This window comes from Variovorax sp. ISS6 (assembly GCF_056523145.1).
Genome location: NZ_JAWRZC010000002.1, coordinates 1,235,246 through 1,256,320 on the forward strand (window position 1 = coordinate 1,235,246; position 21,075 = coordinate 1,256,320).

The following is a 21,075-nucleotide window of genomic DNA, read 5'->3' on the forward strand; positions in this document are numbered from 1 at the left end:
TCGCTGGTCCTCACTGCAGCGGCGAGTAGCGCGTGGGAACGAGCAATTGGTTCTCGATCCGCGCGACGATGGGCCCTTCGGACTCGAAGCGCTCCCGCGCGTCCAGCCATTCCGGATCGTTGGAGAACGCGCTCCAGATGCGTTCGCGCGCGGCCAGGCTGTCCCAGCGGATCATGAACGTCAGCGCCTGGTTGCTCGAGCCGACCTCGGTGGTCCAGAAACCTACCGCCTCGATGCCGTGGCGGCGCCACAGCGGGAGCGTGGCTTCCTCGAAGCGTCGGTGCAGTGCCGCGAGGCGGCCCTGGGCGCAGTGGTAGATGCGCAGTTCGTGAACGGCGCTCATTGCGCGGGCAGCGGCGGCAGTTCGCTGTGGTGATACTTCTTGAAGATATCGTTGAGCTTGCCATTGGCGCGGTTGGCCTTGACCCAGTCGTTGATCCACGCCAGGAGCTTTGGTTCTTCCTTGCGCATGCCGATGCCCAGGTTGAACTCCTTCACGACGAACTTGGTTTCGAGTTCCCTGCCGGGCGCCTTGGTCTGGATCGCCTGCAGCAGGGTGGTCGCAGTGGAGACGATCGGCGCCTGCCCGCTCACGCCAGCGGTCACCAGCGTCGCGTCATCGTCGTAGCGCACGATCTGCGCGCCCACGGCCTTCTGCACGAGTTCCATCTCCTGCACGTTGCCGCGGGTGATGGCGATCTTCTTGCCGACGAGGTCGCCATAGCCCTTGATGTTCATCGACTTGGGCGCGGCGACCACGATCTGCACGACCGAGTACGGCACGGAGAAGTCGATCACCTTCTGGCGATCGGGACTGATCGACAGCGTCGCGATCGCGAGGTCCGCCTTGTTGGTCTGCAGGAACGGGATGCGTGTGGGACCGGTGGCCGGAACGATCTCCAGTTCGACGCCGAGGTCCTTCGCCAGGAGCTGCGCGGTCTCCACATCGGAGCCGTAGGGTTGCATCTTGTCGTTGGTCATGCCGTAGGGCGGCAGCGCCAGCTCGATGGCGACGCGTAGCTTCCTGGCCTGCTTGATGTTGTCGAGCAGGTCGGCCTGTGCTGCGCCCGCGGCGGCCAGCAGCGAGAAAGCCAGCGCGATGCGCCCGAGGGTTGGCTTGATCATGGTCATGTCTCCTGATGTGGATGTGGATGGGGAAGAAAGAGGGACGGTGCAGGTCAGAGTCCGTTGCCGACGAATTGCGCGAGCTCCGGTGTGCGGGGTGCGGCCAGGATGTCCGCGCCGCCCATCTCATGCACCCGTCCGGCATGCATGAAGACGATCTTGTCCGCCACCTTGGCGGCAAATGCCATCTCATGGGTCACGAGGATCATGGTCATTCCGCCCCTGGCGAGCGATTCCATGACCTGCAGCACCTCGCCCGTCAATTGCGGATCCAGTGCGGAGGTCACCTCGTCGAAGAGCATCAGCTGCGGTTCCATCGCCAGGGACCGGGCGATGGCCACGCGCTGCTGCTGCCCGCCCGAAAGCTGTTCGGGATAGGCCTGCAGCTTGTCGTGCATGCCGACCTGGCGCAGCACGCGATCGGTGATGCCGGTGGCTTCGGCGGCGGACTTGCCGCGCACCTTCCTGAGTGCGAGCGAGACGTTCTGGGCCACCGTGAGGTGCGGAAAGAGGTTGTAGCTCTGGAAGACGATGCCAACCTCGCGGCGCAGGCGGCGCAGGTCCAGCGAGGCGCTGCTCAGCGACTGGCCGCACACGGTGATCTCGCCGCCATCGATGGTCTCGAGGCGGTCGATGCAGCGCAGCGCCGTGCTCTTGCCGGAGCCGCTGCGGCCGATGATGGCCACGACCTGGCCGCGGTGCACGTCGAAGGACACGCCATCGAGCACTCTCGCCGTGCCGAAGCTTTTCCGAACCTGGTCCAGTCGAACCAGTGCTGTGTTGTCGTTCATGTCTCAGGTTCCAGGAGAGGCGCGTCGACCGACGCGCAGACGCGTTTCGAGCGCGTGTGCCCACAGCGAGAGCGGGTAGCACAGCGCGAAGTACAGAAGCGCCATGATCGAGAACACCAGGAAGGGTTCGAACAGGGCGTTGTTGATGACCTGGCCGGCCCGCGCGAGCTCGATGAAACCCACCACCGAAGCCAGCGAGGTGTTCTTCACGATCTGCACGAGAAAGCCGACCGTTGGCGGCGTGGCGATGCGCAGGGCTTGGGGCACGATGATCAGGAACAGGCGCTGCGAGGCACTGAAGGACAGGCACTCGGCGGCTTCCCACTGCGTCCGGGGCACGGACTGCAGCGCCCCGCGCCAGATCTCCCCGAGGTAGGCGCTGGTGTAGATCGTCATCGCCAGGCCGGCGGCCGCGAGCGGTGGAACGTCGAAGCCCATGATGCCGAGGCCGAAGTACGCCAGGAACATCAGGATCAGCAGCGGCGTTCCCTGGATCAGTTGCACGTAGATGCCCACGAGTCCGCGGCACGGCCGGCTGGGCGCGATGCGGCCCAGGGCCACGAGGAACCCGAGCAGACCGCCGCCCACGAAGCCGGTGGCCGACAGGCCGAGCGTCCAGGCTGCGCCGTGGAGCAGGAAGAGCAGGTGGTTGGTGTTGAATTCGTTGTTCATCGGGTCGACTCAAATCGCGGTGCCGAGCCTGCGTCGACGAGGGAAGATGAGGAGGCCCAGGAGCCAGAACCCGGCACGCATCGCGAGCGACAGCAGGAGATAGCAGCAGGCGACCACGAGGTAGGTCTCGAAGGCGCGAAAGGTCATCGACTGCACGCGGTTCGCGACGGCGGTGAGTTCCTCGGCCGAGATCTGCGACATGATCGAGGTGGCCAGCATGAGCAGGATGAACTGGCTGGTCAGGGCCGGGTAGACGCGCTCCATGGCCGGCTGGAGCACCACGTACCAGTAGGTCTGGATGCGCGAAAGGCCGAGGCATTCGGCGGCCTCGATCTGGCCCGGATGCACCGACTCGAAACCGGCGCGCATGATCTCGGTGGTGTAGGAGCCGACGTTGATCACGAGGACCAGCAGCGATGCGACCGCGGCATGCATCGTCAGCCCGAGGCTCGCGAAGCCGAAGTAGAAGAGGAAGACCTGCACCAGCAGCGGCGTGTTGCGGATCACTTCCACATAGATGCCGCAGGTGCGCCGCAGCCACGCGAGCTGGCTGCGGCGGCCGATCGCGCACAGCGAGCCGAGCACGAAGCCTAGCAGCGTGGCCGCGAACGAGAGCTGGATCGTGAGCCAGGCGCCGTGCAGGAAGTCCGGCCAGAATGCCGCGACGCTGCTGAAGTCGAACTTGTAGTTCATGGGCCGTCAGACCGTGGCGACCGGTGTGGCCGGGGAGCCGACCGCGCCGGGAAGCCGCAAGGGAGGCGCTGTCAGCAGAAAGCGGTTGCGCCCGCGCGCGCGCAGCCATTCGGCCAACGGCGTGAGGTGCCACAGCTCGCCCAGGTGCACGCCCAGCTTGAACAGGCAATGCTCGTGCAGCGGCAGTGCCGCGCAGCATCCGTCGAAGGCGCGCGCGGGTTGGGCTTCGACCGCGTAGTTGTCCGCGATCAGGGCGGACAGGCCCGAGTCCGTGATCCATTGCAGCAGGCGCTCGTCGCGCCCATCCAGCACCGCGCAACTGCGGTCCAGAACCGTGGCATCCGGCTGCCGGTTCATGTCGAGCAGGCGCTGCGCGTAACCGGTGTGCAGGCACACCATGTCGCCGCTCTCCACCTCGACGCGGTCGGCATCCAGGATGCGCATGAGGGTGTCGTATCCGACGTTCACGCGGTCGTCGCCCAGGTGCGCGCGCAGGTCGATCATCACCGCGCGGCCCTGCACGCAGCGCTCGGCCATGTTCTCGATGCCCAGCGCCTTGGCATGCGAAGTGGAGTGCGTCACGCCCGCGATCGGCGGCCCCGCATCCGCGGGGTCTTCCGGGCCGATCATGTCGATGTGCGCACGGTAGCCGTTGTAAAAGACAGGCACCGGCACCCCGTCTCCGTTCGCGTCGAACATCTGGCCGACATGCGCCAGCGAATCCCACTGCGTGGAGTACTGCAGGTAAAGCACGGCCAGGTCGTCGCAGAGCACGTCGGTCAGGTTGAGCAGCTCCGTGAACATCTTGTAGTTCATGTTCGGCCGGCCATTGCGCAGCGTGGGACGCAGGATCGGGGGCCGGCGCTTCTCGTTGAGCACGTTGCCGCCGGGGAAATCGAGCGGCAGGCTCAGGCAGAAGGTGCGCCCATCGCGCACCTCCGCCAGGCCCTCGAGGACCTTGCTCGGCGTCAGCAGATTCATCCGGCCCGCCTGGTCGTCGGGGCCGAAGTCGCCCCAGTTGGAGCCGGGTGGGCGTTGTCGCCAGCGCGGCGAGGCTGGCGTCGTGTGTTCGATCATGAGAGGGGATGCCGCTGCAAGAGTGACTAAATTTTGAGACAATATCCAATTATTGGTTCTAAACCTTTTGGACTCACATAGGGCTATCCCTAGGCAGTCGCGTGTCAGCCGTGGCTCCCGCCCCTGGATGCAGAGGCGCCGCGCACTGGGGAGCGACACGGTCGATAATGAGCAGATGTCTAATTTTTGAAACAACGAGGCAGCCGTATGGCCTTTGACTTGGCCGACATCGGCGCGCGGGTGCGTGCCTACCGACTTGGTGCTGGTTACAACGCAGACGAGCTCGCTGCGCGACTGGGGGTGTCGCGTGCCGCGCTCTATCGCATCGAGCAAGGGGAGATCGTCAAGATCGACGTGATCCAGAACATCGCCTCCATCCTCGGTACCAGTCTGGCCTCGCTGCTCGGGGCGGGGGCCGAGTACCACGCGAACGCCGCGAGCTACCAGGCACGCATGCAGCAGCTCGAGAAGAATGCGAGTCACATCGTCGCGCTCTTCAGTCCGCTGTCATACCTGTTGACCACCGAGGAGTACGACGAGTACCTTGCACTCATGATCGAGGAGGCGGAAGCGCCCGTCAGCCGCGTGCGCGCTGGTGCCCGAAGCGACCGCGGGACCGCGCTGCTGGAGACCCTCGGGCAGCGTCGGATCCAGGCCCGCGAGCACTCGCCGTCGATCACCTGTCTCTATTCGCTCGAGGAGCTGCGGCGACTGCTGACCCTAGGTTTGGTCGGGCGCCTTGGACTGCCGGCTGCCACGGTCGCGAAGCGCAGGCAGGCAGCTCAGCGCCAGGTGGAACACCTGGCCAGGCTGATGCGCACGGAACCGCTGGGCATCCAGATCGGCCTGGTTGAAAACGTGGTGCCGAACGTGGCATTCCAGCTGTTCTACCAATCCGATGCGGTGGTTCTCGGCACGAGTCCCTTTCGGATCGGCGAATTGCCGAACCTGGACGTGGGCGTGGCGATGATCACTTCCGCGAAGGAGGCTGTCGACCTGCACGTGCAGCTGTTCGATCGGCTATGGAGCCGTTGCAAGCGTGGGACCGATGGCGCCAGGCTGTTGGAAGAACTGCTCGATTGAGCGTGGCGAACGTCCTTCCAGCGAGCCTGTGGCAATCCCATTTGCCACATCGCGTGACGTCATCTAGCGCTCTTTGAAGAAAGCTGCCGGCCTGCTCTCCAGGAACCGGCCGAAGCCCACCAGCCATCTGCGCGGTCGACGTCGGCCGGCTTGCCGAGAGCTCTCTCGAGGGGGCGCTCGACCCCAAGGCCTTCGGCATCGTCCCCCGATTCGAGGAGCAAATCGCGCGCCTTGAACACGATCATGGTCGGCAACAACAACGGTTGCCTCGCGCAAGGACTCACGAGCTTGCGCAAGGCGCAGATCGATGGCGAGCGGATGCAGGACTGCTACCAAATTCATCCAGCGGGACTTTGCGGAGATCGCCCGCAACTTCGGATGCCTGGGTCTGCCAGTCGACCGCCACCGCGATCCGCCGGACGCGCTGGACGAGGCGTCGTGCAGCGGGCTTGCGGCGGTGATCGACGTGCGGCATCGATCCCGCGGCTTTGGCGCCGTTGCCCTGGATGCCTTCTCTGTAAGCCTTGCTGTAAGGCCTGCAAGTACTTCGGGCAGCTTGGGCCAGGGAACTACGACACGATATCCTTGGCAGCGGCTTCAAGGGGCACAAGGATCGTGGTTCATCTCCGCTCAGATATGCTCAGCCGCACATCAGCGGGACCCGCCATGCGAGAAGCCGAGTATTTCGTACTGAGGGCATTTGTCGCAGTGCAGGAGCAAGGGAGCTTCCACCGGGCGGCAGAACAGCTGCGCTTGAGGACGAGCATCCGCACGTAGTTTTTCTTGTATGCGCCGCGCAGGGCGACTTTCGTCGATGTAATGATGTACCTTTTGCGATGAAAAGGAGTGGCCAGACGTCACCACGTCTTTTGTCGAGGGTTCGGTCCTGCGGGAGTTACGGGCGTCAGACATGCTTGCAGTACTCACCGTCTGCGGCACCTCAAAATGCCTCGGCATCGCTCTCGAACCTTTGAGCCAAGCCTTCACGCGGAATGTCCTCGGCTGGGGTCGACCTCGGGCAACTTCGTTTCCGCTGATGCGATTGGTGCGATGGTCTGGTTGCTGTGCGGAGTTCGGCGCCGACGGGGCACCTCAGACGCGCGCTCGGATGCAGGCTCGAGATTTATCCGCTACATACCTTGCACGACGAGGAAGTGAACATGCGATGGATGTTGATTCAAGGAAGCTGACTGGCTGATACAAGAGCCGCGGCAAAAGAAGTTGCTGGCGCAATGATGCGCCGTCGAGATTCAATGGGATTGTTTCTAGAGCGCCACTCGACCAACTCGATCGAAATCAACGCCCGCCCGGAATTACCGCCAGCGTGAAGATTTGGTTGTGCTCACCATTTTGAGCACGTCCAGGACTGGATCGGTTAGTTCGCGACTTTTTCGGGGAGCAGTTGATCGTCAGCTCGGTGCAACCCAATTCCGTCAAAGAACAGATCTACCAAGTGCGCGATACGCGCTTTTCCGCTGTGGGACTGCTCGACAGCAAGAGAGATCGCCGTGACCATGCACAACAGATCGTCCAGGGACAGATCCTCGCGAATCGCTCCCGCTTCTTGCGCACGCTGGAGCAGCCGCAGACCCTCATCGCTCCCCGCTTTGCAGCCGGGAGTGCCGCTTTTAAGTACCGCGCCCAGCGATGCAGCTAGTCCGTGATAGTGGCTGGCATGCATCACGAGCGCTCGAACGAAAGCGCGTATGGAGGCTGTGGGTTCGGGCGCAGGGTCTGCGGCTCGACTCGCCGCTGCGAGCGACAACAGGCGCTCATCGCTTAGTGCGGCAAGCAGGGCCTCGCGCGTCGGGAAGCGGCGATAAAGCGTCCCGATCCCCACCTTCGCACGCTTGGCAACATCGTCGAGCGAGGCATCAGCACCACGCTCGAGAAACACCTCTTCGGCAGCTGCAAGGATACGCTCCCGATTGCGCGCTGCATCGGCGCGTAGTGGCGCCTCATCGGTGGCAGGACTTTCTTTCATATCCGGTCTTGGTTACAAGTGGATGATAGCTCCGCTTCAAAAGTGGATGGTTCCTCCATATAATAAGTGGAGGAACACTCCACTTTAGAGATGAGGTACGCATGGGCAAGCGATTTGTAGACAAAGTTGTAGCGATTACCGGTGGCAGCGAAGGCATTGGACTGGCAACTGCCAAGCTCTTCGCCGCAGAGGGCGCGCGGGTCTACGTCACCGGACGCAGACAGGAGCGACTCAACGACGCCGTCCGGGAAATTGGCAACGGTGCTATCGGCGTACAGGGAGATGCCGCGAACCTCACCGACCTCGATCGCCTCTACGAGCGCATTCAGCGCGAGAGCGGCAAGCTGGATGTTGTGTTTGCCAACGCTGGCATCGCCGAGGGCGAGCCGCGCCCGCTGGGCACGATTGACGAAGCCGGCTTTGACCGCCTATTCGACTTGAATGTACGCGGCGTGCTTTTTACCGTGCAGAAGGCATTGCCACTGATGACCGCTGGCGCCGCAGTCATCCTGAACGGCTCGGTCGCCGGCAGTAAAGGCTTTCCCGACCAAACGCTCTACAACGCGAGCAAGGCGGCAGTGCGTTCGTTCGCGCGAACCTGGACGGCCGACCTGAAGGAGCGCGGAATCCGCGTCAACGTGGTATCGCCGGGCGGCACTGAGACCAGCCTGATGCGTAGCTACCTTGATTCGCGACCGGGCGTCGAAGACATGCTGAAGCAGGTCGTGCCTCTCGGTCGCCTGGGTCAGCCAGACGAGATCGCGCGCGCCGTGCTGTTCCTTGCATCAAATGAGAGCAGCTACATTGCCGGCATTGAACTCTTCGTGGATGGCGGCTCGATCGCTGTTTGAGACTCTTTCCGACGAAGACTTCCTACAAGCTGCGCAGCGCTAGGTCACGGGAACAAGTCCTTGCCGACGGTGTCGAACGCCAGGATCGGCGTACCCATGCTTCGCGCTGATTGCGAGCGCCACGTCTGTTCGGTGTGCGCTAGACGCAGGGCGCGGCCTCCGGTCGATTGATCGAGGTGCCCTGAGAGTCACGCGAACGCTCTAGGTGGGCCTTGTGGACACCTATCTGTAGTTTCCCAAGACATAGGGGATGGCGCGCTGTTGTTCGCCGCTGTTTCGATGCAGATCGAACTGCGCCATGCCTCAGAGGGGCGAGTGTTCGTCTGCGAAAGAGCCCCACTGGGCCTGTACGGCGTTCCAGCCGTCAGCGCATGCATCGGCCCAATGGCGCTGTTGCTGGATCCGTTCCTCGCCGCGTGCACGGGGAGCTTCCTGCAATTCATTTATCTCTTGAGGAGAAATGATGTAAGCCGCGGGACGGCCGCGTTGGGTGATGGCGACGGGCTCGCGTTGAGCAGAGCCCAGCAGTTGCCCGAAGCGATTTTGTGCTTCGGCCGAGGTGACATTGAGCATGAACATTCCCAAATTGGCTAAATACAGTTTAGCTGGCGTATGTCATGAATTGCCGAGGTGCAAGCGTCTGCTTAGTAGCCAGAGCCGTGGATCGCCGTGGTCTCCCCCTCGAGCACCAGCGTCGGCGGACTGGCGAGCACGCCCTCGCCGCGGTAGGCCGCTCGCGGCCTCCCAGCCGAGCGGGTGAGGCTCCAGAAGGCCAAGCCCTCGATGTAGATCGTCGGCGTGGTGCTCATGGAAGTACCTTCGTGCTTCGCACCGCGGTCCGAGCTTGCTTGGGGCGGCCTGGGGCGGTGCTCATGCCTGCGCCGCCTTACCGAACACCAGTGCGCAGTTGTTGCCGCCGAAGCCGAAGGAGTTGGAGAGCGCGTAGCGCACCTCGCCGTGCGCCGGCGCGAGCCGGATCTGCGGGCCGAAGCCCGGGTCGAGCGCGGCCGAGTTGACCGTGCCCGGCATCAGGCCGCGCTCGATCGCCAGCAGGCTGATCACCGCCTCGACGATGCCCGCGGCGCCCAGCGTGTGGCCCGTGAAGCCCTTGGTCGAGCTCGCATGCGTGCGCGCCGGGAAGCGGCGCGCCACCAGCGCGCCCTCGACCTCGTCGTTCTTCTGGCTCGCGGTGCCGTGCATGTTGATGTAGTCGATCGCCTCGGGCGCGAGGCCGGCGCGCGCCAGCGCCTCGTCGAGCGCGCGCTCGGCGCCCAGGCCCTCGGGGTGCGGCGTCGACATGTGGTGCGCGTCGCTGGCCTCGCCGTAGCCCAGCAGCTGCAATCCTGTGGCGGAAGCCGCGTCGGCGCGCTCGAGCAGCGCGAAGCCCGCGGCCTCGCCCAGGCTGATGCCGTCGCGCTCCGGATCGAAGGGCCGGCACGGTCCGCCGGACACCAGCTCGAGCGAGTTGAAGCCGAACAGCACGCTGCCGCACAGCGTGTCGACGCCGCCGACCACGGCCGCGTCGACCAGGCCCAGGCGGATCAGCCGCTCGGCCGAGGCGAACACCTTGGCGCTCGAGGAGCAGGCGGTGGAGATGGTCTCGCTCGGCCCCTCGAGGCCCAGCACCTCCTGCACGAACATCGCGAGCGAATGCGGCGTGTGCACCTTGGGGCGTCGCTGTGCGGTCGGAAAGGCGCCGCTGGCGTCGAGTTGGGTATAAGCAAGCTCGGCCTCACCGATGCTCGAGGTCGAGGTGCCGAGGATCAGCGCGATGCGCGCCGCGCCATGGCGCCCGCGCGCCTCGGCCACGGCCTCGAGGAAGCCGTCGGCTTGCAGGCCGAGCCAGGCCAGCCGGTTGTTGCGGCAGTCCCAGTGCGCGAGGGCGTCGGGCAGGCGGAGCTCTTCGAGGCCGTCGACGCGGCCGATCCAGGTCGGCAGCGGCGCGGGGCCGAAGTCGTTGGCGCGCAGGCCGCTGCGCGAATGTTCGAGCGCTTCGGCAAGCGGCTCCTTGCCGACGCCGACGGCCGAGGTGGCCGTGTAGGCGCTGATCTGGAGGGGGGGAATGCGGGCGGGCATGGCGCTGGCTGGGCGGGGCAAGAGATCGTGGGTCGCACTTCTTCCGAGACTTGTCGACGATATGCAAAGCTTAACAATTGAGGGTGAGGACTCCTGTCAGTGGTGGGCTATGGGTGTCGTCTCCCGAAGAGCCGTCATCGTGGCGCACCGCGAAGTAGCCGCCGTCAGCGCCGTGGGCATCGGCGCGCGAGCAGGTTGCGACATGCGATCGGAGCGAGGTCAAAGACGGCGACGAACATGCCGGAGCTTGCGAGGAGCTTCGCGACGGTCGCATCCGCGGGCTGAACCGCGCGTACGGCGAGACTTGTTCCTGAGACTCAGGTACGGGCGAGGAGGGGGGAGGAGGGGGCAGCCTGTTCCCCGGGTGCGCCGACTCAGAAAGGATCGGAGCGCTCTTCGAAGCTCGCGCACGCGGCGGACAATTGTGATGGTCCCAAAAGCTCACCATCGCTCGCGCATTCCTGGCCAGCGCCCCGGCCGATGGCTTCGCCAGTCAGAACCTTTGATTGACGGGGGGACGGTCTGGGCACGCTGCAGCTGTTGCAGAGTAAACTGCAGTCGGCCCCCGTCTTAGGTTGCGCCGCCAGCGCGCAATGCCGCCCCTCGGTACCACCGACGCACGGCTCTTGTGAAGCCATGAACGTTAGGCAACTGCGCTACTTTCTCCAAATCGCCGAACTCGGCAGCGTGACGCGCGCTGCGGAGGTCTTGCACATCGCCCAGCCGGCGCTGTCGCGTCAGATGCGCTCGCTCGAAGAAGACCTCGATGCGACGCTGCTACACCGTTCCGAACGTGGTATCACGCTTACGGAGGCTGGGGAATGTCTTCGCGGAAGTGCCGTCGAACTGCTGCGCCATTTCGATCGGGTCCGCTCCGAGGTCCGAGATCGGTCCGGTGACGCCAGCGGTGAGCTCACGATCGCGCTGCCTCCGTCCATGTCGGAGTTGCTCGCGTTTCCGGTCGTACAGCGATTCAGGACCAGTTTTCCTAACGTCTTGCTGAGGGTATTCGAAGGATCAAGCGGAGTCCTCGACGCCTGGTCAATGGTCGCACAGGGCAGGGCCGACCTGGCAGTGGTCGCCTCCGGGGAACCCCTCGCCAGTCTTGAGGCCTTCCCTTTCATCGAAGAGCCAATGTGTCTGATCGGCCCAGCCGAATCAGGTCTTTCCATGGACAAGCCGTTGGCCCTGGAAGATCTTGTCGATCGGCCAATGGTTGCGATGAGCCGCCCGAATGTGGGACGCATGATCGTGGAAAGCGCGATGGCCGAACGGAATTTGCGCCTCAACATTGCGATGGAGGTCAACACTCGGCAACTGGTGTTGAGGGCGGTGGAATCGGGCTTGGGGTTCACGACCCTGCCGGTGTGCTCCGGGAGCGACCTGCTTGAGCGTGGTGCCATCTCCATGGCACCCATCAAGGACGTGATGATCTCCTGGCTTCTGATAAAAGGCCGCGAACAAGGTTTGTCCGTTGCGGGCCAGCGCATGCAACTCATGCTGCGGCAAGTCGCCCATGAGCAGATATCAGGCGGTCGCTGGCCACTTGCCAGACTGAAGGGGTTCATCCCGTCAGGGACGGACGTTGCTCGCCTGCCTTGACGTTACACCGGGATCGGCATGGTCGCCATGCCGAGAAAGCATTTCCGCCGCCATTGCCTCGTTGCTAACCTCTTCTCCAGTCTAATTACTACTAGAGGAGACAGTCGTATGAACAGGCGAAACATGATCGCCGGGTCGCTGGCGTCGATGCTGGGAACCCAACTGCGCGCGCAGGGCGGCAACGGCTATCCGCACCGTCCGGTAACGCTCATTTTCCCCTTTCCCCCTGGATCGCCGGGGGATGCGGAAGCGCGAGAGATCGGCATCTCGATGCAGAAGGCGACTGGTCAGCCGCTCGTCATGGACTATCGCCCCGGCGCAAGCGGCATTATCGGCACGCAGCTCGCCCAGCGAGCTGCACCGGACGGCTACACGCTGCTGTACGGCTCGACGACATCGATCGTGACGGGACCCGCCGTCACCATGAAGTCCCCCTATAGCGGGACAACCGACTTTGAGCCGCTCACGGGAATCGGGCGGATCGACGGGCTCCTGGTTGTGCCGGCCAATTCCAAGTACCACACGGCGCAGGAGCTTGCCGAAGCGCTCAAGGCAAATCCAGGCAAGTTGAACTACGGCACGATCGGGCCCGGCTCGATGTCGCACCTGATCGGCGAGCTCTACCTGCGGACCGTTGGCGCGAAGGCGACGCCTGTCGCGTACAAGGGAACACCGCAGGCCTTGCAGGCGCTGGTTGCCGGAGAAATCGACTTTCTCGCGGACAGTGTGGCGTCAGCCGGCGGCCTCATCGACGCTGGAAGGGTTCGTCCGCTGGCGGTGGCAACCAGCAAGCGCCTGTCACAGTTGCCTGATGTCCCGACACTCACTGAGACCGGACTCAAATTGGTACTCGGGGTGTGGCTCGGGTTGTTTGCGCCGAAAGGGACGCCTCGCTCGGTGCTGGATCAATGGGCGCTATGCGCGAGCGACTATCTGCGCGACGCGGACGTGCGTTCAAAGTTGCTTGCGAGGGGGATAGAGCCGACTCCGAGCACGCCCCAGGAATTTGCGCGTCAGGTTGCGGCAGACGAGGCGCAGTGGCGGCCGCTCATCAGGTCGTTGAACATCCAGACTTGAGAGTTTCGAGTCCGAATACAGCGGGCGACCTTTTGGTCGCCCGCTTTTTTTTGCCTTTCCGCCCATCGCATACACGCCACTGTCCAGGGCATGCCAGCCATGCCACGACAGTATTTCCCGAGCGGGCATGCAATTCCTATTCTTGCCGGCATGGAAAGACAAAAAAGGACGACGCAATGAACCCAATGAAAGAGACTGAAGCTGCCGCGATCATCGACGCCATCGTTGTGGACTGGGACGTCCCCATCACGATGGATGATGGAACGGTTCTGCGTGCCGATGTTTTTCGTCCGGTGGAGGAAGGGCGCTATCCCGTACTGCTGAGCTATGGACCCTACGGCAAAGGACTGGCCTTCCAGGAGGGCTATCCGGCTGCTTGGGAGGGCATGGTCCGCAGCCACCCCGATGTGGCAGAGGGATCCAGTGGCCGGTACCAGAACTGGGAGACGGTCGACCCCGAGAAATGGGTGTGCGATGGTTATGTGTGCATCCGCATCGACAGCCGCGGCGCCGGTCGCTCCCCCGGATTGTTGGATCCCTGGTCAGAGCGAGAGATCAGCGACATTTGCGAGTCGATTGCTTGGGCTGCAGCACAGCCATGGAGCAGCGGCAAGGTCGGCATGAACGGGATCTCCTACTACGGCGTGAACCAGTGGTTCACTGCATCGCGCCGTCCTCCGTCGCTGTCGGCGATCTGTGTCTGGGAAGGTGCAGCCGACATCTATCGGGACGCAGTGCGCCACGGTGGCATCCCTTGCACGGCGTTGTGGAAGTCCTGGTACGGACCGCAGGTCGTGAACGTCCAGCACGGCGCCGGTGACCGCGGGCCGCGCAGTCGCGTGACAAGTGAGCTGGTTGCGGGTCCGGAGACACTGGATGACGAGACTCTTCGCTCTAACCGAGTGGACCTTGAGCACGAGCTGACGAGCCGACCCCTCCCGGACTCGTATTTCGAGGCGCGGTCGGGACGATGGGACTGCGTTGACGTACCGCTCCTCTCGGCGGGCAATTGGGGAGGGCTCGGCCTGCATCTGCGAGGCAATATCGAAGGGTTCACGCAAGCGAGCTCGAAGCAGAAGTGGCTCGAGCTGCATGGCGGCGATCACTGGTCTTCGTTCTACATCGCCAGTTCGGTCGCTCTGCAAAAGAGGTTCTTTGATCACTTCCTAAAAGGAGCTGACAACGGCTGGGACGCCGAACCTCCGGTGAATCTGAACATCCGGCACGTGGACCGGTTCGTCGCTCGGAAGGAGCAGGCATGGCCCATTCCGGACACGCGATGGACCCCGTATTACCTGGAGCCGGGGCAGGCGGCCCTTGGCAGCTCCGTCCCGGTGGACAACGCTTCCGTCACCTACGAGGCCCTTGGGCCGGGCTTGGTATTCATGCTGCCGCCCTCGACCAGTGAACTCGAGGTAACGGGCCCCTTGGCAGCTCGCCTCTACATTTCTTCCGAGACCACCGACGCGGATCTCTTTCTCACCGTTCGCCTGTTCACGCCCGACATGAAGGAGGTCACCTTCCAGGGCGCCAACGACCCTAACACGCCGATCGCGCAAGGGTGGCTGCGTGCGTCGCACCGGAAGCTGGACGCGGATCGTTCCAAACCCTGGCGCCCCTGGCATGCGCACGACGAGATCCTTCCACTCGTGCCCGGCGAAGTTTATCCAGTCGACGTGGAGATCTGGCCGACCAGCATCGTCGTCCCCCCGGGCTACCGATTGGCGCTGAGCATCCGTGGCAAGGACTTCGAGTACGCGGGCCCACCCGTGATGGCGTTGCACCCCGCACACGAAATGCGAGGCTGTGGAGCGTTCGTTCATGACAACGAGCGGGACCGTCCGCGGTCAGTTTTCGGGGGGAAGGTAACGATCCACACCGGCCCGTCGCACCCGTCATCTGTCCTTCTGCCCGTGATCCCGACGCGGGCGTGATTCATCTGTCCTGGAGACTACTTTTGTGAAGCAACAGCGAGTAATCATCAGCTGCGCGGTGACAGGCGGCGTGCATACGCCCACAATGACGCCGCACCTGCCGATCACCCCCCAACAAATCGCGGATGCAGCCGTGGGCGCTGCCGAGGCTGGCGCCGCCATCATCCACTTGCACGCGCGAGACCCCGTTACGGGGCGGCCGGACCAGTCGCCGGAAGCATTCGGCAAGTTCTTGCCGCAGATCAAGGAGCGATGCGACGCGGTGATCAACATCACCACGGGCGGTGCGCCCGGCATGGCTGTAAGCGAGCGCATTCGGCCTGTGATCGAGTTCAAGCCGGAAGTCGCCTCGCTGAACATGGGGTCGATGAACTTCGGCATGTATCCCATGCTGGAGCGCTTCAGCAACTTCAGGTTCGATTGGGAGGCTCCGTTCCTGGAGAGCACCCGCGACCTCGTGTTCAGGAACACCTTCAAAGATATCGAGCACATCCTGGGGGTGGGGTCCGAGGCGGGCACGCGTTTCGAGTTTGAGTGCTACGACACCGCGCACCTGTACAACCTTCGACATTTTCTGGACCGTGGAATGTTGAAGGCCCCTCTCTTCATTCAATCTGTCCTCGGCATTCTGGGAGGGGCGGGGACGCACCCGGAGGATGTGATGCACATGAAGCGGACAGCCGACCGGCTGTTCGGCGATCAGTACCACTGGTCAGTGATCGGAGCAGGCGCCGCGCAGATGCGAGTGGCGGCGCAGGCGGCAACGATGGGCGCAAATGTGCGCGTCGGCCTGGAGGACTCGATCTGGCTTGGCCCCGGCAAGCTGGCTGAGTCGAATGTGGATCAGGTCCGGGCCGTGAGAAAGCTGATCGAAGGATTGGGGCTGGAGATCGCGTCTGCCGAGGAGGCCCGCGAGCGCCTGCACCTCAAGGGCGCTGCAGGTGTCAACTTCTGAAGGAACGAATGTGTCGAAAGTGCTTGTTGTGACCGGTTCCAGCCGGGGTATCGGTGCCGCGATTGCGCTCCTCGGGGCGAAAGAGGGGTACGGGGTTGCGGTGAACTACCGCAGTGATCGTGATGGCGCGGAAGCGCTCGTCCGAAATATTGCGCGCCAAGGAGGCAGGGCCGCTGCGGTCTGTGCGGATGTGTCGACCAGTGCCGGAGCCGCGAAGCTTTTCGCCGAAGTCGATCAGACATTGGGCAGCGTCTCCGTGCTGGTGAACAACGCCGGCATCTCCGGCAGCCGGTGCGCTATCGATGCAATCGACGAGGACAGGCTGCAGCGGATCTTCGAGACGAACGTGTTTTCCGCCTTCTTCTGCTCCCGCGAAGCGGTCAGGCGCATGAGCCGCACCAGCGGAGGCGAAGGCGGATCGATCGTGAACATCTCATCGGCTGCGGCACGGCACGGCGGTATGCCCGAACTTGCTCACTATGCGTCCACCAAAGCCGCGTTGGACGGCATGACCATCGCGCTGGCCAAGGAGCTCGGGCCGCAGGGCGTTCGGGTCAACAGCCTTCGACCGGGTGTGATCGTCACCGAAATGCACGATGAGTTCGGAGGCGCAAAACTCATCGAAAGCATTGCGCCTACGATTCCGATGCAACGCCCGGGCACGGTGGACGAAGTCGCTGAGGCTGTGCTTTGGCTGGCGTCGGAACGCTCATCGTACGTCCATGGTGCTGTCATCGATATCACGGGCGGAAGATAAGATGCTCTTCGAGATGCGGACCTACCAGGTGCTGCCGTCCCGCCTGAAGGACTACCTCAGCATCTACGCAGAGAAGGGCAAGTCGCTTCAGTGTGAAGTCCTTGGGCACTTGGCCGGGTGCTACATGACCGAGGTCGGTGACCTGAACCAGGTGATCTTCATTTGGGGGTTCAGTTCGTTCGAGGACCGTGTGCGCCGGCGTGGCGCGCTCGCCGCGCTTCCTGCGTGGCAAGCGTACGTCGCACAGGTCGCTCCTCTCTTCGTCCGTCAGGAGAGCAGGCTGCTGATGCCGGCAGCTTTCGGCGAGGCTGCGCCGATGAAGGACGAGATGCGGCATTCGCGGGACGTCGGTTAAGCGATGCCGCGCCCGCTTGTCGCCGCACTGGTGTGCGGCAGTCCCCACCGTAACCACGATTTTGATTTCGCGCGGCTGCGGCTCGCCCAGGCTCTCTACGACGCTCACGGCATTCGCACCGATTGCTACAACGACTATGAGGAGTCGGCCGACCTCCTCGGAGTTGACCTGCTCGTCAGCTACACGTCGCAGGTACCGGTGAGTGAAAAAGCGAGTGCAGCGATCCGGCGCTTCCTCGATCGAGGCGGGCGCTGGTTCGCGTTGCATGCGACCAATTCGGTCGCGGGCAATCAGGCGATGCCGAGCATCCTCGGCACACGCTTCATCTCACACCCGAAGTACATGACCTTCCCGGTCAAAGTGACGCGGCAGGAAGAGCCGCTGCTACAAGGCATCCGCGATTTCGACGTGTCCGACGAGCTGTATTGCATCGAGGATGTCACCAGAGACCTCGACGTGTTGCTCCACGCGAACTGGGGCGGTGAAGCGTTCGGCGGCATTCATTTCGAGGAGGCCGATCGCCCGATCCTCTACCGCCGGGCAGTCGGCGATGGCGGCGTACTCTATCTCGCGCTCGGCCACGCCAACCGGCCCTATGACAAGCCTTTCCCGCACCTGCCCGATCAGCTCGACCATCGGGGCCCCTGGGACCTGCCGATGTTCCAAGAGCTGGTGAAGCGTGGCGTCGAATGGGCGGCACAGCGGCGCCCGTTCTGATCACACCCCGCCGCTCGTGCCCGGTCTTTCGAGCGGCGAACCTTGCAACCATTCAACTCGGCGTTCAACGTGGAAGAAAAAATCTCGGATGAGTCGCTCCAACTGCGCTCTGTCGTCACTCATGGAGGACAGGTTGTGCTTTCCCTTGTCAGAGAGCCGCTGGCAGCCCTGAAGCCTGAAGATGTGCTCATTCGCGTCGAGGCCGCTCCAATCAACCCGTCCGACATTGGCGCGATGCTTGGCGCCGCGGACCTCAGTCTGGCGTGGACTGCAGACGGTGCTGCTGGGCCGGAACTTGTGGCGCCTGTACCTGCAGCATCCCTGCCGGCGATGCGATCGAGCAGGGCTGCTTCCATGCCGGTCGGTCTCGAAGGGGCAGGTACGGTCGTGGCGGCAGGAAGTTCACAGGCTGCGCAGTCCTTGATGGGGAAAACGGTTGCAGCGATGGCCGGGGGCATGTACGCGCGCTATCGTTGTGTAGCGGCGGCAGAATGTCTCGTGCTCCCCGAGGGCACCAGTGCGGTAGAGGCTGCCTCCTGCTTCGTCAATCCCCTCGCCGCGTTAGGGATGGTGGAGACGGCTCGCAGGGAGGGCCACACGGCGATTGTCCAAACGGCTGCTGCCTCGAATCTCGGACAGATCCTTCTTCGAATCTGCCTTGCTGATGGTGTCCCGCTCGTCAACGTGGTGCGGTCGCAGCAGCAAGAGGAACTCTTGCGCGCGCAGGGCGCCCGCTACGTGTGCAACTCGAGTTCCGGCGATTTCAGAGATCGACTTGTTGACGCCATTGCGGCCACGGGGGCAACGATTGTCTTGGACCCCATTGGAGGGGGTAGCGGCGGGCAGATTTTGAGCTGCATGGAGGTGGCCATCAGCCGCCGTCCCGGTCAGGCAGCCTCCCGCTACGGCTCCGAAGTTCTTAAACAGTTGTATGTGTACGGCGCTCTCGATCCTCGCCCCATCGAGATACCGCGCGACATCGGTGCTGCATGGGCCGCTGGCGGATGGCTTCTTCTGCGGTACCTCAAGGTGACGCAGCCGCAAATCCTCGACAGGCTCAAAGCTCGGGTTGCCGCAGAAGTCAAGACCACGTTTGCGAGCCACTACGCCCGAGGCATTTCGCTGAAGGAGGTCATCTCACCGGAGGTCCTCAAGGTCTGCGCACATCCCGCGACAGGAATGAAATTCCTGATCGAGCCCTGGAAAAACTGTTGACCGAGCCGTCGGAAATGCCGAGCTCGGATCCGCTGGCCGCAAGAGTGCACGGCCTCCGTCAACTTGAGATGGGAATTCTCCGCGTCCGGGCGCGCCACGCGTTGGTCGAAGTCCTTCGGAGATCACGACCGGGCTCAACTTCCTTGCGACTGAATAGGTGACATCCATGGACACTCCGCTCTTCGACCGGGACCTTCCCCGGACCTCCGCGAACTACGCGTCGCTTTCTCCCTTGCCATTCCTCCAACGAAGCGCCGAGGCATATCCACAGCGCTTGGCCATCGTGCACGGGAACCTGCGCCGCACCTGGTCCGAGGTGTACGTCCGATGCCGACGGTTGGCCTCTGCGCTTCAGCGGCGCGGCATCGGCAAAGGGCAGACGGTGGCGGTCATGCTGCCCAACACGCCTGCGATGGTCGAGGCGCACTTCGGCGTGCCCATGGCCGGCGCGGTACTCAACACCCTCAACACGCGGCTGGATCCCCAAAGCATCGCCTTCATGCTGGACCACGGCGAGGCCCAAGCGGTCATTGTTGATATGGAGTTCGCGCCGGTGCTAAAGAAGGCATTGGCATTGCGTAAGAGTCACTCGCCGCTGCTGCTGGTGGACGTCGATGACCCACTCTACGCCGGACCAGTGGAGCGCATCGGCGAGTTGACCTATGACGTGTTCGTTGCCGAGGGCGATCCACACTTCGCCTGGGATCTGCCGCAAGACGAGTGGGATGCCATCGCCCTGAACTACACCAGCGGCACCACCGGTAACCCCAAGGGCGTCGTCTACCACCACCGTGGCGCGGCATTGAACGCCGTGTCGAATATTCTCGAGTGGGACATGCCCAAGCACGCAGTCTACCTCTGGACGCTGCCGATGTTCCACTGCAATGGCTGGTGCTTTCCCTGGACTATCGCGGCGCGCGCCGGGGTTAACGTGTGCCTGCGAAAGGTCGATGTCGACGCGATGGTGGACGCGATCCGCGAGCACGGGGTCACGCACTACTGCGGCGCGCCGATCGTGCATTCGATGCTCGTCAACGCGCCCGACGAACTGACGAGAAAACTGCCGCGCGGGGTCAAGGCGATGGTGGCCGGCGCGGCGCCGCCTGCCTCGATGATCGAGGGCATGGAGCGGCTCGGCTTCGACCTCACCCACGTGTACGGCCTGACCGAGGTTTACGGCCCGGCAATGGTCTGCCCGAAGCACCCTGAATGGGACGGAATGGACATCGGCGAGCGCGCGCGGCTGAACGCCCGCCAGGGCATGCGCTACCACCTGCAGCAGGGCGCCATCGTGATGGATCCGCAGACGATGGTGCCCGTACCATGGGACGGCGTCACCATGGGCGAAATCATGTTCCGCGGCAACATTACGATGAAGGGCTACCTTCGGAACCCGAAGGCAACGCAAGAGGTGTTCGCCGGCGGTTGGTTCCACACGGGCGACCTCGCTGTGCAGTACCCGGACGGCTATATCAAAATCAAGGACCGCAGCAAGGACATCATTATCTCCGGCGGGGAGAACATCTCCTCGATCGAAGTGGAGGATGTCCTGTACCGGCATCCAGACGTGCTGGCTGCCGCGGTGGTGGCCAAGCCTGATCTCAAATGGGGCGAGTCACCGTGCGCTTTCGTCGAGCTCAAGGCGAGCGCGAAGCTCGTGCCCGAAGACATCATCGCGCACTGCAAGAAGCACTTGGCCGGGTTCAAAGTACCGCGAGCTGTGGTCTTCGGCGAACTGCCCAAGACCTCCACCGGCAAGATCCAGAAGTTTGAGCTGCGACGGCTGCTCGAATGAACCGGCGCCGAGCTCGAAGATGGTCGCGAAGCTCGTTGACCGTCGAGCGCCTGGGGCCGCGGTTCTGGCGTCGCCCCTGGACTGCGGCCTGTCTTTAGCACACCGCGCCGGTTGCGGTTGACCGTGCGAAGTTCGAGTCGTTCACCCGCGCTGCCGCCCACCTCAGTTCCGGGATCGTGACACCCGGATCGGCATGGCCTCCATGCCGAGAAAGCATTTCCGCCGCTATTCCCTCGTCGCTAACCTTTGCTTCAGTCACATCATCAATGGCGAAGACGGTCGCATGAACAGGCGAAACATCGTCGCGATGAGCGAC

At 63.5% G+C, this 21,075-nt stretch carries 21 protein-coding genes; 11 read left to right on the top strand and 10 right to left on the bottom strand.

Annotated features, from left to right (window positions below):
- Nucleotides 1-10: 10 nt before the first annotated feature.
- From AC1HIL_RS37420 to AC1HIL_RS37445, 6 genes are read right to left on the bottom strand one after another with little or no spacing between them, the layout of a single operon-like run.
- Nucleotides 11-343: an NIPSNAP family protein gene (locus AC1HIL_RS37420; RefSeq protein ID WP_057595187.1), complete on the bottom strand. Its 333-nt coding sequence runs from the start codon at nucleotides 341-343 to the stop codon at nucleotides 11-13.
- Entirely contained in the window at nucleotides 340-1,125 is a 786-nt protein-coding gene (locus tag AC1HIL_RS37425; RefSeq protein ID WP_479668648.1) for a transporter substrate-binding domain-containing protein, read from the bottom strand. Before AC1HIL_RS37425 ends, AC1HIL_RS37420 begins: the two co-directional genes overlap by 4 nt.
- Before the next feature lie 53 nt (nucleotides 1,126-1,178).
- Nucleotides 1,179-1,916, bottom strand: a complete 738-nt coding sequence (locus AC1HIL_RS37430) for an amino acid ABC transporter ATP-binding protein (protein WP_057595189.1) — start codon at nucleotides 1,914-1,916, stop codon at nucleotides 1,179-1,181.
- Between the two features lie 3 nt (nucleotides 1,917-1,919).
- Nucleotides 1,920-2,588 (bottom strand): amino acid ABC transporter permease, encoded by a 669-nt coding sequence (locus AC1HIL_RS37435; RefSeq protein ID WP_479668647.1) that lies wholly within the window; start codon nucleotides 2,586-2,588, stop codon nucleotides 1,920-1,922.
- Nucleotides 2,589-2,597: 9 nt separating this feature from the next.
- Nucleotides 2,598-3,281, bottom strand: coding sequence for an amino acid ABC transporter permease (locus AC1HIL_RS37440; RefSeq protein WP_057595192.1), 684 nt, complete (start codon nucleotides 3,279-3,281; stop codon nucleotides 2,598-2,600).
- Nucleotides 3,282-3,287: 6 nt separating this feature from the next.
- Nucleotides 3,288-4,358: a cyclase family protein gene (locus AC1HIL_RS37445; RefSeq protein ID WP_296742506.1), complete on the bottom strand. Its 1,071-nt coding sequence runs from the start codon at nucleotides 4,356-4,358 to the stop codon at nucleotides 3,288-3,290.
- Nucleotides 4,359-4,565: 207 nt separating this feature from the next.
- Here AC1HIL_RS37445 and AC1HIL_RS37450 point away from each other — a divergent pair, with 207 nt between their 5' ends.
- A complete protein-coding gene (locus tag AC1HIL_RS37450) occupies nucleotides 4,566-5,441 on the top strand; it encodes a helix-turn-helix domain-containing protein (RefSeq protein ID WP_203206415.1) in 876 nt (291 codons plus the stop codon).
- A 1,375-nt stretch (nucleotides 5,442-6,816) separates the two neighbouring features.
- On the opposite strand, the gene AC1HIL_RS37455 is transcribed toward AC1HIL_RS37450, so the two are convergent.
- Nucleotides 6,817-7,425 carry a TetR/AcrR family transcriptional regulator gene (locus AC1HIL_RS37455; RefSeq protein WP_203206416.1) on the bottom strand — a complete coding sequence of 203 codons (609 nt, stop codon included), beginning with the start codon at nucleotides 7,423-7,425 and terminating at the stop codon, nucleotides 6,817-6,819.
- A 101-nt stretch (nucleotides 7,426-7,526) separates the two neighbouring features.
- On the opposite strand from AC1HIL_RS37455, the gene AC1HIL_RS37460 reads away from it, so the two are divergent.
- A complete protein-coding gene (locus tag AC1HIL_RS37460) occupies nucleotides 7,527-8,276 on the top strand; it encodes a glucose 1-dehydrogenase (protein ID WP_261215279.1) in 750 nt (249 codons plus the stop codon).
- A gap of 303 nt (nucleotides 8,277-8,579) precedes the next feature.
- Here the strand turns inward: AC1HIL_RS37460 and AC1HIL_RS37465 are convergent, their stop codons facing one another.
- From AC1HIL_RS37465 to AC1HIL_RS37475, 3 genes are all read right to left on the bottom strand, one after another.
- Nucleotides 8,580-8,849: a type II toxin-antitoxin system Phd/YefM family antitoxin gene (locus AC1HIL_RS37465; RefSeq protein WP_203206418.1), complete on the bottom strand. Its 270-nt coding sequence runs from the start codon at nucleotides 8,847-8,849 to the stop codon at nucleotides 8,580-8,582.
- A gap of 71 nt (nucleotides 8,850-8,920) precedes the next feature.
- Nucleotides 8,921-9,085, bottom strand: a complete 165-nt coding sequence (locus tag AC1HIL_RS37470; protein ID WP_203206419.1) for a hypothetical protein — start codon at nucleotides 9,083-9,085, stop codon at nucleotides 8,921-8,923.
- 61 nt (nucleotides 9,086-9,146) lie between these two features.
- The gene (locus AC1HIL_RS37475) at nucleotides 9,147-10,352 is read right to left on the bottom strand and encodes a beta-ketoacyl-[acyl-carrier-protein] synthase family protein (RefSeq protein ID WP_413764896.1); all 1,206 of its coding nucleotides are present in this window, start codon (nucleotides 10,350-10,352) and stop codon (nucleotides 9,147-9,149) included.
- A gap of 636 nt (nucleotides 10,353-10,988) precedes the next feature.
- Between AC1HIL_RS37475 and AC1HIL_RS37480 the strand changes: the two genes are divergently transcribed.
- From AC1HIL_RS37480 to AC1HIL_RS37520, 9 genes are all read left to right on the top strand, one after another.
- A complete protein-coding gene (locus AC1HIL_RS37480) occupies nucleotides 10,989-11,954 on the top strand; it encodes a LysR family transcriptional regulator (RefSeq protein WP_203206421.1) in 966 nt (321 codons plus the stop codon).
- A gap of 108 nt (nucleotides 11,955-12,062) precedes the next feature.
- Entirely contained in the window at nucleotides 12,063-13,031 is a 969-nt protein-coding gene (locus AC1HIL_RS37485) for a Bug family tripartite tricarboxylate transporter substrate binding protein (RefSeq protein ID WP_203206422.1), read from the top strand.
- Between the two features lie 176 nt (nucleotides 13,032-13,207).
- Nucleotides 13,208-14,965 (top strand): CocE/NonD family hydrolase, encoded by a 1,758-nt coding sequence (locus tag AC1HIL_RS37490; protein WP_261206564.1) that lies wholly within the window; start codon nucleotides 13,208-13,210, stop codon nucleotides 14,963-14,965.
- Nucleotides 14,966-14,990: 25 nt separating this feature from the next.
- Complete coding sequence (gene kce / locus AC1HIL_RS37495; RefSeq protein ID WP_203206424.1) at nucleotides 14,991-15,920, top strand: 3,5-dioxohexanoate:acetyl-CoA acetone transferase; 930 nt, start codon at nucleotides 14,991-14,993, stop codon at nucleotides 15,918-15,920.
- Between the two features lie 10 nt (nucleotides 15,921-15,930).
- Nucleotides 15,931-16,677, top strand: a complete 747-nt coding sequence (locus AC1HIL_RS37500; RefSeq protein WP_203206425.1) for an SDR family oxidoreductase — start codon at nucleotides 15,931-15,933, stop codon at nucleotides 16,675-16,677.
- A gap of 1 nt (nucleotide 16,678) precedes the next feature.
- Nucleotides 16,679-17,032 (top strand): NIPSNAP family protein, encoded by a 354-nt coding sequence (locus AC1HIL_RS37505; protein ID WP_209542299.1) that lies wholly within the window; start codon nucleotides 16,679-16,681, stop codon nucleotides 17,030-17,032.
- Between the two features lie 3 nt (nucleotides 17,033-17,035).
- The gene (locus AC1HIL_RS37510) at nucleotides 17,036-17,749 is read left to right on the top strand and encodes a ThuA domain-containing protein (RefSeq protein ID WP_261206556.1); all 714 of its coding nucleotides are present in this window, start codon (nucleotides 17,036-17,038) and stop codon (nucleotides 17,747-17,749) included.
- Nucleotides 17,750-17,791: 42 nt separating this feature from the next.
- Complete coding sequence (locus AC1HIL_RS37515) at nucleotides 17,792-18,964, top strand: alcohol dehydrogenase catalytic domain-containing protein (RefSeq protein WP_261206554.1); 1,173 nt, start codon at nucleotides 17,792-17,794, stop codon at nucleotides 18,962-18,964.
- Nucleotides 18,965-19,130: 166 nt separating this feature from the next.
- A complete protein-coding gene (locus AC1HIL_RS37520; protein ID WP_296734666.1) occupies nucleotides 19,131-20,759 on the top strand; it encodes an acyl-CoA synthetase in 1,629 nt (542 codons plus the stop codon).
- The last annotated feature ends 316 nt before the right edge of the window (nucleotides 20,760-21,075 follow it).